This window comes from Pontibacter sp. E15-1 (assembly GCF_022601975.1).
In the GTDB taxonomy this organism is placed as follows: Bacteria; Bacteroidota; Bacteroidia; order Cytophagales; family Hymenobacteraceae; genus Pontibacter.
In genome coordinates, this window is the sequence record NZ_JAKVIR010000009.1 from 29,132 (window position 1) to 44,639 (window position 15,508).

A 15,508-nucleotide genomic window follows, 5' to 3' on the forward strand; every position below is an offset into this window, starting at 1 on the left:
TCTTTTTTAGACCTATGGAAGCACCCCTGCAACAACTGTCGGACCCTTTGCTGGACGCGCATGGAGTGGAACTGTGGGTAAAGCGTGAGGACCTGCTGCACCCGACAATCTCGGGGAATAAATGGCGCAAGCTGAAGTATAACCTACAAGAGGCAACGCGACAGGGGCACCATACCCTGCTTACGTTTGGCGGGGCCTATTCCAATCACATCGCGGCCACTGCGGCGGCGGGGCAGGAGTTCGGTTTTGATACGATTGGCGTTATCCGAGGGGAAGAGCATCTGCCGCTCAACCCGACACTGCAATTCGCTATCTCCTGTGGTATGCAACTCCAGTACATTTCCCGGGAACAGTACCGCCAGAAAGACGAACCGGCCTTTCTGCAGGAGTTATCGGAGCAGTACAGCAAGCCTTACATCATACCCGAGGGCGGCACCAACAATCTGGCCGTGCAAGGCTGCACCGAGATCATACAGGACATCAACCAAGACTATGACTACATCTGCTGCGCGGCAGGCACGGGCGGCACGGCGGCAGGAATTATAGCCGGATTAAAAGGAGAGAAGCAGGTGCTGGTTTTTCCGGCCCTGAAAGGCGGCGACTTCCTGCAGAAAGAGATTCAGGAGCTTATTTATACCTACTGCGGGCAGGAGTTTAGTAACGGGCACCTGATTACCGATTATCATTTCGGTGGCTATGCGAAAATCAAACCCGAGTTAATGGCGTTCATGCAGGCCTTTCAGGAACAGCACCACATCCCGTTGGAGCCCATTTATACCGGCAAAATGCTCTTCGGCCTTTTCGACCTCATCCGGCAGGGCTATTTCCCCAAAGGCAGCCACATCGTGGCCATCCATACCGGCGGCTTGCAGGGCAACGCCGGCTTTAAGCAGCGCTTGGGGGTAGAGGTTTAGCTGGGTGCCCATCACAGACGGTGTGGCCAAACCAGTACATTTATGAAAAGGATATATGTAACTTATTGGGCATGATTCATGTTGACATAGCATAAAAATAATATACATTCCCACGCATTTTAAACTTACTCCCTCACACATGCCCTTACTCCGTTTCCTGTTCAAACTTCTCCCCTGGATTCTCATTCTGCTGGCCGGTGTTTTCCTGTGGCGTATTTTCGGAAACTTCTTTACTAAGCCGGAAGAGAAGAAGGAGCCGGAGGTAGTCGTGAACTTTAACACCGTGCTGACGTCAGTGGAGGACCTGGGCAAGATGGAGTTGGTGCGCTATAATTTCAGGGATGTGGTGGAGTATGAGAAGTCTGTTTCCCGGTTTGTACCCAATTCTAAACTGGTGCTGATCGTGTCGGGGGAGGCGGTGGGCTGTGTGGACTTCGCCAAAATAACGCAGGCCGATATCCGGTTTCAGGGAGATACGCTGGTGCAGGTGGCCTTGCCTGCCCCCGAGATATGCTATTACAAGGTAGACCACAGCAAGTCCAAGGTGTTCAGCAAGGAGAATACGTATTTTCAGGATGCGGAATTGGTGGAGGAGGGGTATAAGTACGCGGAGCAGAACGTAAAAAAAGCCGCCCTCAACTCCGGCATCCTGCGCCAAACTACCGAAAACGCAGAGCGCATCCTGAAGCCGATGTTGGAAGAGATCACCGGCCGCCGCGTGGTGCTGGTGCCGCAACGCCGCATCCAAAACCCGCAGCCGCCGAGGAAGCGGTAGTTGCTTGCTGGTTGTTGCTGGGCTTTGCTGGTGGTTTGGCGTTTGGCTAGCTTTTATCCAACCACCCCCTGCCCCTCCTTGTCTAAGAAGGGGAGTCTGCTGTTGCCACGGCAAGCCATATGTTCTATAGCTGCTGTTTAATAGTTAGGGTAAACCAGCAATAGCTATAATTATACTCTATAAGCTTTACAGAAGGAGGTATAGAACTCCCTCTCCTGTTTTTAGGAGAGGGCTGGGGAGAGGTAAAACTCCCCGCCTTGGACAAGGAGGGGGCAGGGGGTGGTTTGACCCGGTATTTACACTTTCCCCAGCACCTACTCTTCCAGTCCCTTCAACGCATCCTGCACCAGGTCACCCTCATACCCCTTGCTCATCAGGAAATAGGTTAGCTTTTGGCGGCGGGTGAAGGGGTTCTTTTCTTTTTCAGTGGCGTTTTTCTTCTCCAGCAGGTTCAGTAGGTTCTCTTCGTATACCTCCGGGTCTATTTCTTTCATACCTTGCTTGATGCAGTAATCGGAGATGCCTTTGCTTTTGAGGCCTTGGGTTATCTTGCGGCGGCCCCATTTTTTCAGGGCGTACTTGCCGCGCACGTAGCTTTGCGCGTAGCGTTCCTCGTCCAGTAGCTTCTCCTGGCCCAGGCGCACAATCAGTTCTTCCACATCGTCCGGTTCAAGGCCATAGGAAAAAAGTTTTGTGCGCACTTCCTGCTGCGTGCGCTCCTGGTAGGCACAGTAAGCCGCCACCTTAATCAAGGCTTCCTTGGGGGTATAAAACCGCTGTTTCTTTTGTCGCTCCAAATCTCTACTCTTTCTTTTTAGCTAAACATGCTGCCACGGCACAAGGTTCTGAGGCGGCTAAGTTAGGCAAAGGCCCTATTGCAACGCGGCCAAATTACTTTTCCGCAGAAGCCGGTAGGCATTCCCGCTATTATACTGTCAAAAGTAGCAATCACGCAGCAAAACCACGACCTTCGCAGCTTTAATCAAACTGAAAGCCAAGATGCTGACGAAAGGAGTGAAGTACATGCTGCTGTCTACGCTTTTCTTCTCGCTGATGAACGTCTGCGTGAAGTTGGTGGCGCACATTCCGGCGGCGGAGGTGATCCTGTTCCGGTCCGTTATTTCGCTCGTGATCAGCTATGCCTATTTGCGGCGGGCAAACGTGAGCGTGTGGGGCCACAACAAGGTATGGTTGGTGGCGCGAGGGGTAGCCGGGGCCTCAGCGCTGATCCTGTTTTTCAACACGCTGCAGCATATTCCGCTGGCCACGGCAGCTACGGTGCAGTACATGTCGCCTATTTTTTCGGCGGTGCTGGGGCTTTTTATCGTGAAGGAGCGGGTGCGGCCCTGGCAGTGGGCGTTTTTCCTGCTCTCGTTTGCGGGCGTGCTGGTGATTGAGGGCGTGGAAACCAGTGTGGATACCTTTTACCTGTGGGTCGGGGTGCTGAGTTCTGTGTTTACGGGCCTCGCTTACGCCATCGTGCGCAAACTCAACACGCAGGAGCATCCCCTGGTCATCATCTTTTACTTTCCGCTGGTTGCGCTGCCGGCGGTGGGCCTTTACGCGCTGTTCCATTGGGTGCAGCCCGAGGGCTGGGACTGGGCACTGCTGCTGCTGGTGGGCTTGCTCACGCAGTTGGGGCAGTATTACATGACGATGTCGTACCAATCCGAAGAAATCTCAAAAGTGGCCAACCTCAACTACATCGGAATCATTTATGCCCTGTTCCTGGGGTATGCGCTTTTCGGAGAGCTGTTTCATGCGGGCGCCTATGCCGGTATGGGACTGGTACTGCTGGGCGTGGTGCTGAACATGCGGTACAAAAACCGGCTGGCGAAGCGGGAGGCACTACATCAGCGAGCACACTAATTTTTACATTTTATAAGAATCTACTATATAGTATATTCGGCAATTCAATTACGGTTATCGGCACAACGGTTGTTGGCTAAACGTAATAAGGTACGCATATCTATAAGTTAGGCTAAATAAGCGTTACTGAACCAAAATAAATCAACCATAGAGATACTACCCTTATATGAAAACAAATCTACTTTACCTGCTTTCCTTTGCGGCAGCACTGACCCTCACAGGCTGCCCAGACCCTGTTTGTTTTAATCCTGAACCTGTCTACTCCTTCGCTGTTACTGCTCACTTCACTCCTGAGCAGGACAGTATACAGGTAGGTGACACACTTTACTTAATCTCTGAGTTTCCTTCTACTATGAGACCTGTAGGAGGTCAGGAAGCGGTTGTTTATACTAACTCCACTGGTATAGGAAATACACTTGGGGTTTTAGAACTCACACCTAATAAAAGTACGCTTGATGCTGTCTACAGCTTTGACTACTTTAATGTTGATGGCATGATATATAATTCCAAGAAAATACCAACACCCGAGCGAGCGCAGCAAATTCGGTATAAAGAAGAAGGAGAAAAGTATATTCTAAAAGTGGGTATCATACCGAAAAAAAGAGGGACCTATTCATTAATCATAGGAAGCGGTCTCAGCAATGGCAGGAGGACAGGCGATGAATGCAGTAAAGCTTCTTTCTCAACTTCACTTACTAACACTGATTATCATCAATACCTTTATGAGAGTTGGTGGGGAGAACCTGTAAGTCCAGAACCTGATTACCGTTACCTTTTCAAAGTGTATTAAAGTTGCATAGGCTGCCAGTAGGTTCTTATGCATGTGAAAATATTACTCAGCCTAACCATGCCTATAATTTAGCTTCGCCACATTATAGGCAAGTCCGTTAATCTCCCCCTCACTTAAACGTTCTAGCCCATTTTCTGCGTTATAAAATTACTACTGAAACGAGCCTAATATATACCCTTTCCACATATCCCATGCGCCACTTTTACCTGTTCTTGCTGCTTTTGCTACCTGCCGTCACGATGGCCGGGGTGCTGCATGGGCGTATCACCAATGAGAATGGGCAGGGGCTTCCGTTTGCCAGCATCTACATCAAGGAAACTGCCAGCGGCACTGCCTCCAACGACGAAGGGCTTTACCAACTGCAACTCCGCCCCGGCACCTATGCCCTCGAGTTTAAGTATGTCGGCTACCGCGCCCGCTTCGAGACGGTGACGGTGGGCGAGGGCAGCCAGGAACTGAACGTGCAGCTACAGCCCGAAATCCTGAACCTAAAAGAGGTGGTGGTGCGGGCCGCCGATGAAGACCCGGCCTACGGCATCATGCGCAAGGCCATCCGGCTGCGCAAGTACCACCAGAACGAGGTGAACGCCTGGCGCGCGCGGGTATACATGAAAGGCGTGTACCGCCTGGACAAAGTGCCGCCCAAGGTGCTGGGTATAAAAGTGGTGGACGTGGACACGGGCATTGTATACCTGTCGGAGTCGGTGTCGGAGCTGAGCTTTAAGAAGCCTAACAAGATAAACGAGCGCATGATCTCGAGCAAGGTGAGCGGCCAGAAGAAAGGCTTCAGCTTTAACCAGGCCTCCGAGATGAGCATCAGCTTTTACGATAACCTGCTGAAGGTGGAGGGCCTGAGCGAGCGCGGCTTCGTGTCGCCGCTGGCCAGCAACGCGCTGTTCTACTACCGCTTCGAGTACCTGGGCACGTTTCAGGAAAGCGGCCGCACCATCAACAAGATAAAAGTTATACCCAGGCGCAAGAACGACCCTGTGTTTTCGGGCAATATCTACATCGTAGACGACAGCTGGCGCATCCACAGCACCGACCTGATGCTGACCAAAGCCTCGGGCATCGAGTTTGTGGACTGGATACGGGTGCGGCAGGTATACGCCCCGGTGGCCGAGCAGGTATGGATGCCGGTGTCGCAGCGCTTCAGCTTCGAGGCGGCGGGCCTGGGCTTTAAGGGCGGCGGCTACGCGATGGGGGTATACTCGAACTACAAAGTGCAGCCCGCCTATGCCCGGCCTCCGAAGCTGGAGGAAGTAGAACCGGAGCCAAGCGAAGAAGCAGTCGTGGCCGTTGCGCCTCCCAAGAAAGAGAAATTCAGGCTGGTCAAGCCAAAGGAGGCAGACCCGGAGGCGCAGCAACCGATTGTAGACGAGCAGCTGTTCAGCAAGGAGGTACTGGTGGTGGAGAAGGAGGCCAACGAGCGCGACGCGGCGTACTGGGCATCCGTGCGGCCGGTGCCGCTCACGCAGGAAGAGGTAACGGACTACCATAAAAAAGACAGCCTGGAGGTCATCAAAAAATCCCGCCCCTACCAGGACTCGCTGGACCGCGTGCGCAACAAGCCTTCGTTTGGCAGCTTCCTGGTGGGGGGGTATACCTACTCTAATTCCTTTAAACGCCAATTCTATGGTATAAACCCGCTGCTGAGCGTAACGGGCGGTCCGAGCATTTTGCAGTATAACACCGTGGAAGGTATGGTGGCCGATGTGCGGCTGGAGTATACCAAACGCTTCGAAGACCGTACCCGCTACGAGATTGCGCCTTCGGTGCGCTACGGCTTTTCGAACGAGAAACTGAATGCCAAACTGCGCCTGACGTATAATTTCAACCCGATTGATAACAGCACCATTTCGGTGGAGGGAGGCCGGTATGTGGAGCAAATCAGCAGCGTGGAGCCCATTTCGCCTTTTGTGAACACACTGTATACCCTGCTGGCCGAACGTAACTACATGAAACTCTACCAGCGTGATTTCGGCCGCCTGACATACCGCGGCGAGCCCTGGAACGGCGTGTTCCTGAATGGCTGGCTAGACTACGCGCACCGCATGCCGCTGCAAAACACCGCCGACTTCAGCTTTCGGAAGGGTATGGATGAGGTAACGAGTCGCTTTACCTCCAACGTGCCGGTAAATGCCGAACTGCCCGACGCTTCCTTCCCGGAGCACGACGCCCTGACCCTGACGCTGAGCGTGAGCTACCGGCCCGGGCAGGAGTACATCACCCGCCCCGACAACAAGATAAACCTCGGCTCCAAATACCCCACCTTCTCCCTCGGTTACCGCACTGGCATCAACGCCCTGGGCAGCGATGTGGCCTTCCAGACTGCAGCCCTCCGCATAAGCGACGATATGAGCTTTGGGTTACTGGGCCGCAGCAAATACAGCGTAACCGGCGGCACGTTCTGGGGCAGAAAGAAAATGTCTTTGATCGATTACAAGCACTTCAACGGCAACCGCACGCTGTTTGCCGGGGTATACGAGGGCTTCCAACTGCTGGACTACTTCCGCTACAGCACCAACAACAGCTATCTGGAGGGGCATTACGAACATCATTTCAATGGCTTCCTATTCAACAAGATCCCACTGTTCCGCAAGCTGAAGTGGCAGGAAGTGTTTAGCCTGAACTACCTGCAAACCCAGCAATCGCGCAACTACCTGGAGCTCGGCCTCGGCATCGAGCATATCTTCAAAGTCATCCGCGTCGATTTCGTCACCTCTTTCCAGGAAGGCAACAAAGCCAGAACCGGGATAACGGTTGGGGTTGGGTTTTAGGGGAATCACAGGATTCTGGTGCAGATTGTATCCAACCACCCCCAGCCCCCTCCTTGTCTAAGGCGGGGAGTTTTTCTTGCTTCATTCTCCGCTATAACTTTTAGCTCAGCTTTTTTCTTTATGGAGGTATAAATTAAGGTGCAGTTTGTAAATAAACTCTTCTCCAGAAGCTACAACACATAGCGTTTTAAAACCAACAGCAGACTCCCCTCCTGGGGGTAGGGGCCCTCGAAAAAGACAAGGAGGGGCAGGGGGTGGTTGGACCACTCATAACTCAGAACTCGCGACTCAGAACTCCCACATATAACCTATTAGCGTGCAGACCGTTAAAAATAGCGCAATAACCAATAAAAACTGACTATGAAAAAAGCATCAAATATAATGAAAACAGGTATAGCCGTAGCGTTTGCGGCGGTAACAGGCTTTGGCTGTAACGGCGAGCGCCCCGCAACGAACCCAACCGACGACACCAGCACCTCTGAGGCGATTGTGGACATGACAGACGCCGAGCACCTGAACGAGCCGCGCCCGTCAGCCATTGGTGATACCGCCGTGACCGAGGAGCAGGCAAACCAGTTCGGAGACATGAACTCCAACGTAGACACCACCGCCCGCAAGCTGCACAAGCTGGATATGGAGAGGCAGAAAAGAGAGAAACAGTAAGTTTCTTCGGCAATCAGCGCGATCTCTGGTTGCTTCAAGAGTATATAAAAATCAGTAAAGATAGCCCCGGCAGTTACAACTGCCGGGGCTATCTTTATTTTACCACGGCGGTAGTGCCCACAGGAGGTATAACCAGGCCGTTGCCGTCTTTTTTGCGGCCCTTCAGGTTCAGGTTATAGATGATCACCGAAATGAAGATAATAAGGTAGGCCAGCAGTTGGGTAGGGGTAGTTTTCTCGCCGAAATACAAAAAAGCCATCATGAAGTTGATGATCGGGTTGATGTACATCAGGATGCCGATCGTGCCCGAGGTCAGCTCTTTCAGGGCGAACAGGTTCAGGAAAAGCGGCAGCACCGTGAACCCGGCGCTCAGCAACGCGATGTTCAGGAAAAAGTGCGTGTCCAGTGCCAGGTGGCTGTCTCCTTTGAAATAGGTATAGAACGGTGCCAGCAGCGCAAAAGAGAGTAGCAGTTGCAGCGTGAGCAGCACTATTTTGTCGTAGGCCCGCAGGAGGCGTTGCGTGATCAGGTAAAAGGCATAGCTCAGCCCGATCAGCAGGCTGAACAGCAGGCTCGAAAGCTCGCCCGAGCCCACCAGCACACAACTCAGGCCACTCAGCCCGATGGCCAGCCACTGGTTGGCCCGGAGCTCCTCCTTCAGCAGCAGGAAGCCCAGCACCGCCGTCAGGATAGGACAGAGGAGGTAGGAGAAAGAGCCCGTCTGGATGTTGATGTGGTTGATGACGTAGATAAACGCGAGCCAGTTGACGGTAAGCAGCAGGCCGCCCAGGAAGGTATACAGCGCGAAAAGTTTCTTCTCTCGGGGCACGGCGCTTTTCACCTGCGCAATGGTTTCCTGCAGCTGCCTGCGCCGGAACAGCAGCAGGATCAGCAGCAGCAACACCACCGACAGCGCCACCCGGAACGACAGAATCTGCCCGCTAGGGTATGCCGCCAGCGCCTTCAGCGGAAAAGGAATGAAGCCCCAGATGACGAAAGCCGCGATGCCGGCGGTATAGTATGGTTTGGTGTTCGGTGTTTCCATAGAAGAAGTACGCTGAAAAAGTGCGCAAAAGTAAGGAATTCCCTCAGAAACGAAGCTTGTCTGAGGTACAATTCAGGAGATGTTTTAAACAGATGATTATTATGTATTAAAATATGATTATCTTGTATTATAAATCCTTCCTCTATGAAAACAAATTCCTGCTTACCTCGCCTTACTGGTCTGCTTCTCCTTTTTGTCCTGTTGTGCAGTAACAGGGCGTATGCGCAACAGCAGCAAACCACTTCTGCTGACGACCTTAAAAGGTTTGATTGGGACTTCAGCGCAGACATGAAGTTTCTCTTTAACTCAAACTATGGGCAAGGGGATGTCTTGCTTCGCAAAAACAAGGAAAAACGCCTTAAGACGTGGGGGATGCGCTACACCGCCTTCCGGTACCGTTTACAGTTCAATCATCAAAAGACTACTTCAGACGCACTTGATGACCTATTATCATCCGAAGAGGTGACATCAGGCAACTACAGCATGCTATACTACAGTGACAAAACGCTACAGTCTACCAACCTGAAACTTTCTGTTGGGTACGAGTGGCAGCAGTACTTTGGGCGGTTTATGGTGCATTATGGCAGTGACCTGCAGCTCAGCCGCAGTGTAGAAGAGCGCGAATATTCACTTTACCTCCGCAAGCAAGATGACGTTGAATCGAAAATGTACAAAGACGCATCTAAAAAGAAGTCTACTTCGCTGGGCATTGCCTTGGCGCCTGTTTTGGGTGCGCGTTACTTTTTACATCCCAGGATTTCTGTTACAGCGGAAACGCAACTAAATATCAGCCGCTCCTCAACAGACTATACGGTCACTCCGTCTGAATTGGGTAATCACAACTTTTATTACTATGACCCATATGCAGGAAACAGCAGAGATAAGACTACTTCCCTGCAATACACCCCGGTTTCGTTCTTAGGGATTACGCTTCACTTGGGCAAATAAGGCCGTTTCTCATTCTAGCGCAGGTTGTTTAAATTTGGGCTAGATAAACGCCGTGCCATGCTTGACTTTAACCAGTTATATACTGTTTTTGGGGGGGGACTGCTGCAGCTCGCACAGCCCCTGCCCATCATCCACCTGCTCACCGACAGTCGCAAGCTCTCGCAGCCGGCGGGCACGCTGTTTTTTGCCATCCGGGGGAGGTATAACGACGGGCATAAGTACCTGCATCAGTTATACCTGCAGGGCGTGCGGCAGTTTGTGGTGGAACAGGGCGATGCAGCCGAACTGAGGCAACGCTATCCGGAGGCGAACCTCCTGCAGGTGCCCGATAGCCTGGCGGCGCTGCAGCAATTGGCGGCATGGCATCGGTCCAGGTTTCAGATTCCGGTGGTGGGCATTACGGGCAGCAACGGCAAAACGATCGTGAAGGAATGGCTCGCGCAACTGCTCAGTCCTGACGAGTTGACCGTGAAGAGCCCGCGCAGCTACAACTCGCAGCTGGGTGTGCCGCTGAGCGTGTGGCAAATGGACCAGAACCATACCTTCGCCATCTTTGAGGCAGGCATCTCGCAGCCCGGCGAAATGGAGAAGCTGCAGCGCGTGATACAGCCCACGCTGGGCATTTTCACCAACATCGGCAGTGCCCACGACGAAGGCTTTGCCTCGCACCAGCAGAAAGTAGCCGAGAAGCTGCAGCTGTTTAAAGGCGTAGACCTGCTTTTCTATTGCGCTGACCATACCCTGGTGCACGAGGCCGTACAGGCGGAGGGTATAAAAAGCTTCACCTGGTCGCGCACCCAGGCAGCGGATGTGACCATTTCAGGGACGTCCACGGTAGGCCACAAAACGATCATCGTGTTTAAGTGGCAGGGCCGGAAGGAGCGCCTGGCCATTCCGTTTACCGATGAGGCCTCGGTGGAGAATGCCCTGCACTGCGTGGCCTTTCTGCTATACCGCAACCTGCCGCTCTCCGAGATTCAGGACCGGCTGGACCGCCTGCACCCGGTGGCCATGCGCCTCGAGATGAAAGAGGCTATCAACAGTTGCTACCTCATCGACGATACCTACAACAACGACCTCGCCGGTCTGGCCATCGCCCTCGACCTGCTGATGAACCAACCACAGCGCGGCCGTCATACCGTCATCCTTTCTGATCTGCTGGAATCGGGTTTGCCCGAGGAAAAGCTATACCGGCAAGTGGCGGAACTGGTGCAGGCGCGGGGTGTGGAGCGGCTCATCGCCATCGGCGAGAAAGTCAGCAGGTATAGCAGCCTGTTTTCGGTGCCCACCGAGTTTTATACCTCCACCGCAGATTTCCTGGCGCAGTTTCAGCCGGCACAGTTCCGGAACGAGTTGATCCTGGTGAAGGGGGCGCGCGTGTTTGAGTTCGAGAAGATCGTGCAGGCCTTTCAGCAAAAAGTGCACGGCACGGTGCTGGAGGTGAACCTGGATGCGCTGGTGCATAACCTGAACTATTACCGCTCCAAGCTGGCCCCGGACGTGCGCCTGATGGTGATGGTGAAAGCCTTTGCCTATGGCAGCGGTAGCTTCGAGGTGGCCAACCTGCTACAGTTCCACCGCGTGGACTACCTGGCTGTGGCCTACGCCGACGAAGGCGTGATGCTGCGCGAGAACGGCATCACTTTGCCGATTATGGTGATGAACCCCTCGCCGGACAGCTTTGCCAAACTCCGGCAGTATACCCTGGAACCGGAAATATACTCGGCAGAGCAGTTGGAAGCTTTTGTTAGCTCACTGGAGAAGGGTGCTCCTTCCAAAATTCACCTGAAACTGGACACGGGCATGCACCGGCTCGGTTTTACGGCAGAGGATTTTGACGCGCTTTTCATACTCCTGCAGCAGCACCCACAGGTGCAGGTGGTCAGTGCCTTCAGCCATCTGGCCGGGGCGGATGAGGCCGTGCACAACGATTTCTCGCAGCAGCAAATTAGCCAGTTCAGGGGTATGGCAGCTGAGGTGGAGGCGCGTTTGGGGTATAGCGTCATCAAGCATATCCTGAACTCGGCGGGCATTGTGCGCTTCCCGGAGCACCAACTGGACATGGTGCGCCTGGGCATTGGCATTTACGGTGTAGAAGCGACAGGCACGGCGCAGGAGGCCTTGCGACCGGTCAGCACGCTCAAAACCACGGTATCGCAGGTGAAGCAGATTAAGCAGGGCGAAACAGTAGGGTATAGCCGGAAGGGTATGGCTGCCTCCGATACCACCATCGCCACCATCGCCATTGGCTACGCCGACGGCTACGACCGCCGCTTCAGCAACGGCGTCGGGCATGTGCTTATCCATGGGCAGCGCTGCCCGCTCATCGGCAACGTGTGCATGGACATGTGCATGGTAGATGTAACCGGCCTGCCCGTAAAAGCGGGCGACGAAGCCATTGTGTTTGGGCCACGGCTCACGCTGGTAGAGCTCGCCAAAAGTATCGGCACCATACCCTATGAGCTGCTCACCAACGTCAGCAGTAGGGTAAAGCGAATCTTCTATGCGGAGTAGTCTTTGATTGTTGGATAGTTATCCAATCACCTTACTTGTAATGACCTCTCATAACCTGTACTGACCTCACAGCGTGCGCAGCTCCTGTGAGTGTCTATGTTTCGTTAAGTGTCTACATTTTGTTGAGCATCTACATTTTATTGCGTGTCTGCATCAACAAATGTCTGTATCAAGGTTGTATGATTTCACAACAAGCAAGGCGTTTCAAGAAGATGGACCATGTAAGCCTTCCCTGACCGGTAAAATAGGAGATATTCTGTCGAGGGTTCTGCTTCAGGTGGAAAAGCGCAAAACGGGTAGTGTTTCAAAAGCAGGCTATCCTTCTCCTATGTATTTATACCCCGCTAATTCCCTCATTCCCAAATAACAACATCTCCTCAGCCCCAAATCCTGAATTCTTTTGCTTTAAACCTGAACACCTTGTAACTTGCGGTTGTTTATAAACAGTCTAAATAAAAACAAGAGAGGTGCGAAAAACGGTAGAAGAGCAGGAGGGCCAAAAGAGCGTGCGCGACCTGAAGATAGGGGAGCAAGGCATTATTTGCTGCCTCAAAGACCCCGAAATGGGCTTAAAACTGCTTGAGATGGGCTGTATACCGGGCACACCGGTAAAAATGAACAGCCGCGCCCCCTTTGGCGACCCCATCACGATCATCGTGAATAATTATACCCTCTCCCTGCGTTTAGACGAAGCCGAGACCATATTGCTCAAGCAGTAGTAAAATTCATACATGACTGTCGTAACTACCCAACCTGACATATCACAGGTCGAGCGGCCTCCCTTGCAGCCTGCGGTGGCCAAAATTGCCCTGATTGGCAACCCAAACTCAGGGAAAACCTCCCTGTTTAACCAGCTGACTGGCCTCAACCAGAAGGTGGGCAACTTCCCGGGTGTTACGGTAGACAAGAAAACAGGCTACAGCCAGCTTACGCCCAAATTAAAGGCCCAGATCATCGACCTGCCGGGCACCTACAGTTTATACCCCAAGTCGCTGGACGAGCGCGTGATCATCGACCTGCTCTACGACCCTCAGTCAGCCCATTACCCAGACCTTGTGATTGTCACCGCCGACGCCTCGAACCTGAAGCGCAACCTACTGCTTTTTTCGCAGCTGGCGGACCTGCAGATTCCGGCGGTGCTGGCCCTCAACATGGTGGACGTGGCCGAGCAGGAAGGGGTAAAGATTGACATACCTGCCCTGCACAAGGAACTGGGCGTGCCGGTTATACCCATGAATGCCCGCAAAGGGGTAGGGGTGGCCGCCCTGAAAATAGTGATGACGCAGCAACTGGAGCCCACCAAGACCACCTTTTTCGAGGTGCCCGCGGAATTACAGCCATTGCTGCAAAATATAAAGTCCAGGTTTGGGCTAAAGAACGATTACCTCGCGCTGCAATACGCGCATCATAATAAGAGTCTAAAATTCCTTGGGGAGGAGGACGTGGCGTGGCTGGATGAACAACTGGAAAAAGCCGACTTCCATTCCAATGCGCTGCAGGCCGACGAGACCATCGCCCGCTACACCCGCATCAACGGCATGCTGCTGGACGTGGTTCGCGTGGAGAAGGCCGAGACAAACGAGAAGTTCAGCAACCGCCTCGACCAGATTCTGACGCACAGGGTGTTTGGCTACCTGATTTTCTTCACCATACTGTTTCTTATCTTCCAGGCCATCTTTGCCTGGGCCAGCTACCCGATGGACCTCATCGACCTGGGCATCGCTAACCTGAACAGCCTGATCCAACAGAACTTTGAGGGCCCGCTGGTGAACCTGCTGACCGAGGGCGTGATTGCCGGACTGGGCGGCGTGCTGATCTTCGTGCCCCAGATTGCCATCCTCTTTGCCTTTATCGCCATTCTGGAGGAAACCGGCTATATGGCCCGCGTAACTTTTATGATGGACAAGATCATGCGCAAGTTCGGGCTGAACGGCAAGAGCGTCGTGCCGCTCATATCCGGGGTGGCCTGCGCCGTGCCGGCAGTGATGTCGGCGCGCACGATTGAGAACTGGAAAGACCGGATGATCACGATCTTCGTGACGCCGCTGATGAGTTGCTCTGCCCGCATACCGGTATATACCGTGCTGATCGCGCTGGTGGTGCCGGATAAATACTACCTCGGGTTCCTGAATTTACAGGGCCTGGTGCTGATGGGGCTGTATGTGATCGGCTTCCTGGCTGCCATATTCTCGGCCCTGTTGCTCAAAACGATCCTGAAAGCCCGTGAGCGCAGTTACTTTATCATGGAGTTCCCGGTATACAAGATGCCGCGCTGGAAAAACGTGGGCATGACAATCCTGGAAAAATCGAAGGCGTTTGTGTTTGAGGCCGGAAAGGTGATTGTGGCCGTGTCGATCATCCTGTGGGTACTGGCCTCCTATGGCCCCGGCAACAATTTTGAGCAAGCCCGGGTGCAGGCACTAGCCGAGGCCCAGGCGCAAAACCTGACGGAGGTGCAGACCGAGAACCTGATTGCCTCGCACCAGTTGGAGTCATCTTACGCGGGGCTGGTCGGCCGCGCCATCGAGCCCGCCATCCGGCCACTGGGCTACGACTGGAAGATCGGTATCGCTCTGCTTACCTCCTTCGCCGCCCGCGAAGTGTTCGTCGGCACTATCTCCACAATCTACAGCATCGGTGAGGAAGAGAACGTAAGCACGATCAAGGAGAAGCTGATGGCAGAGAAAGACGCCAACGGAGACCCCTTCTTTACACCAGCCCGCGCATTTTCCCTCATGATCTTTTACCTGTTCGCGATGCAGTGCGTGAGCACGCTGGCCATCGTGCGCCGCGAAACCAAAAGCTGGACCTGGCCCATGGCGCAGCTGCTCTACATGAGCGGCCTCGCCTACGTAATGGCCTTTATCACCTACCAGATCTTCAGCTGATTTTTCCTTCCATTCGTCTACTCCACCCCCCCGCTTCTGCAAGTGCAGTGGCCCAGGCTACCCTGTAGCATCCAACTGCGTAATGGCTTTTATGTATGAAGGTCTTAAGCCGATAGCGCTATAGTATGCATAACTACCTAACATTGGGGAAAGATAATTATTAGATGCATATATAGGATGTTATATATGATTGCATGAGTGCAAGTATCAAATTTTTATTTCAGCAAATTAATCACGCATACTTGGTATCACTCTTTTATCGCTTTACTATTAAAGTTGTAACAAATGACACTGTTTAATAGTAATTTATTTATGAACTCAG

Annotated in this window: 12 protein-coding genes; 10 read left to right on the top strand and 2 right to left on the bottom strand. The window is 53.1% G+C overall.

The genetic code is table 11. The features are described 5' to 3' along the window. Positions 1–14: 14 nt before the first annotated feature. Together MKJ04_RS07670 and MKJ04_RS07675 are read left to right on the top strand one after the other, a co-directional pair. A complete protein-coding gene (locus MKJ04_RS07670) occupies positions 15–914 on the top strand; it encodes a 1-aminocyclopropane-1-carboxylate deaminase/D-cysteine desulfhydrase (protein WP_241641003.1) in 900 nt (299 codons plus the stop codon). 139 nt (positions 915–1,053) lie between these two features. Beyond that, positions 1,054–1,689 carry a DUF4230 domain-containing protein gene (locus MKJ04_RS07675; RefSeq protein ID WP_241641004.1) on the top strand — a complete coding sequence of 212 codons (636 nt, stop codon included), beginning with the start codon at positions 1,054–1,056 and terminating at the stop codon, positions 1,687–1,689. A 314-nt stretch (positions 1,690–2,003) separates the two neighbouring features. On the opposite strand, the gene MKJ04_RS07680 is transcribed toward MKJ04_RS07675, so the two are convergent. Continuing rightward, positions 2,004–2,486, bottom strand: coding sequence for a regulatory protein RecX (locus MKJ04_RS07680; RefSeq protein ID WP_241641005.1), 483 nt, complete (start codon positions 2,484–2,486; stop codon positions 2,004–2,006). 202 nt (positions 2,487–2,688) lie between these two features. Here MKJ04_RS07680 and MKJ04_RS07685 point away from each other — a divergent pair, with 202 nt between their 5' ends. The 4 genes from MKJ04_RS07685 to MKJ04_RS07700 all read left to right on the top strand — a co-directional run bounded on the left by MKJ04_RS07685 (position 2,689) and on the right by MKJ04_RS07700 (position 7,791). Then, entirely contained in the window at positions 2,689–3,558 is an 870-nt protein-coding gene (locus MKJ04_RS07685; RefSeq protein ID WP_241641006.1) for a DMT family transporter, read from the top strand. 166 nt (positions 3,559–3,724) lie between these two features. Continuing rightward, complete coding sequence (locus MKJ04_RS07690) at positions 3,725–4,348, top strand: hypothetical protein (RefSeq protein WP_241641007.1); 624 nt, start codon at positions 3,725–3,727, stop codon at positions 4,346–4,348. A 191-nt stretch (positions 4,349–4,539) separates the two neighbouring features. Then, positions 4,540–7,128, top strand: a complete 2,589-nt coding sequence (locus tag MKJ04_RS07695) for a DUF5686 and carboxypeptidase regulatory-like domain-containing protein (protein ID WP_241641008.1) — start codon at positions 4,540–4,542, stop codon at positions 7,126–7,128. 360 nt (positions 7,129–7,488) lie between these two features. Continuing rightward, entirely contained in the window at positions 7,489–7,791 is a 303-nt protein-coding gene (locus tag MKJ04_RS07700) for a hypothetical protein (RefSeq protein WP_241641009.1), read from the top strand. 94 nt (positions 7,792–7,885) lie between these two features. Here the strand turns inward: MKJ04_RS07700 and MKJ04_RS07705 are convergent, their stop codons facing one another. Next, positions 7,886–8,836, bottom strand: a complete 951-nt coding sequence (locus MKJ04_RS07705; protein ID WP_241641010.1) for an EamA family transporter — start codon at positions 8,834–8,836, stop codon at positions 7,886–7,888. A gap of 144 nt (positions 8,837–8,980) precedes the next feature. On the opposite strand from MKJ04_RS07705, the gene MKJ04_RS07710 reads away from it, so the two are divergent. The 4 genes from MKJ04_RS07710 (at position 8,981) to feoB (ending at position 15,186) form a co-directional block, all read left to right on the top strand. Then, a complete protein-coding gene (locus tag MKJ04_RS07710) occupies positions 8,981–9,784 on the top strand; it encodes a hypothetical protein (RefSeq protein ID WP_241641011.1) in 804 nt (267 codons plus the stop codon). Positions 9,785–9,841: 57 nt separating this feature from the next. Further along, positions 9,842–12,298 (top strand): bifunctional UDP-N-acetylmuramoyl-tripeptide:D-alanyl-D-alanine ligase/alanine racemase, encoded by a 2,457-nt coding sequence (locus MKJ04_RS07715; RefSeq protein ID WP_241641012.1) that lies wholly within the window; start codon positions 9,842–9,844, stop codon positions 12,296–12,298. A 467-nt stretch (positions 12,299–12,765) separates the two neighbouring features. Beyond that, positions 12,766–13,017 (top strand): ferrous iron transport protein A, encoded by a 252-nt coding sequence (locus MKJ04_RS07720; RefSeq protein ID WP_241641013.1) that lies wholly within the window; start codon positions 12,766–12,768, stop codon positions 13,015–13,017. 12 nt (positions 13,018–13,029) lie between these two features. Further along, on the top strand, positions 13,030–15,186 hold the full coding sequence (gene feoB, locus MKJ04_RS07725; protein WP_241641014.1) for a ferrous iron transport protein B: 2,157 nt from the start codon (positions 13,030–13,032) through the stop codon (positions 15,184–15,186). The last annotated feature ends 322 nt before the right edge of the window (positions 15,187–15,508 follow it).

Bases quoted from the DNA above. Each gene is read 5' to 3' on its own strand.
- MKJ04_RS07670 (WP_241641003.1), top strand. From the start codon at position 15: ATGGAAGCACCCCTGCAACAACTGTCGGACCCTTTGCTGGACGCGCAT.
- MKJ04_RS07675 (WP_241641004.1), top strand. From the start codon at position 1,054: ATGCCCTTACTCCGTTTCCTGTTCAAACTTCTCCCCTGGATTCTCATT.
- MKJ04_RS07685 (WP_241641006.1), top strand. From the start codon at position 2,689: ATGCTGACGAAAGGAGTGAAGTACATGCTGCTGTCTACGCTTTTCTTC.
- MKJ04_RS07690 (WP_241641007.1), top strand. From the start codon at position 3,725: ATGAAAACAAATCTACTTTACCTGCTTTCCTTTGCGGCAGCACTGACC.
- MKJ04_RS07695 (WP_241641008.1), top strand. From the start codon at position 4,540: ATGCGCCACTTTTACCTGTTCTTGCTGCTTTTGCTACCTGCCGTCACG.
- MKJ04_RS07700 (WP_241641009.1), top strand. From the start codon at position 7,489: ATGAAAAAAGCATCAAATATAATGAAAACAGGTATAGCCGTAGCGTTT.
- MKJ04_RS07705 (WP_241641010.1), bottom strand. From the start codon at position 8,836: ATGGAAACACCGAACACCAAACCATACTATACCGCCGGCATCGCGGCT.
- MKJ04_RS07710 (WP_241641011.1), top strand. From the start codon at position 8,981: ATGAAAACAAATTCCTGCTTACCTCGCCTTACTGGTCTGCTTCTCCTT.
- MKJ04_RS07715 (WP_241641012.1), top strand. From the start codon at position 9,842: ATGCTTGACTTTAACCAGTTATATACTGTTTTTGGGGGGGGACTGCTG.
- feoB (WP_241641014.1), top strand. From the start codon at position 13,030: ATGACTGTCGTAACTACCCAACCTGACATATCACAGGTCGAGCGGCCT.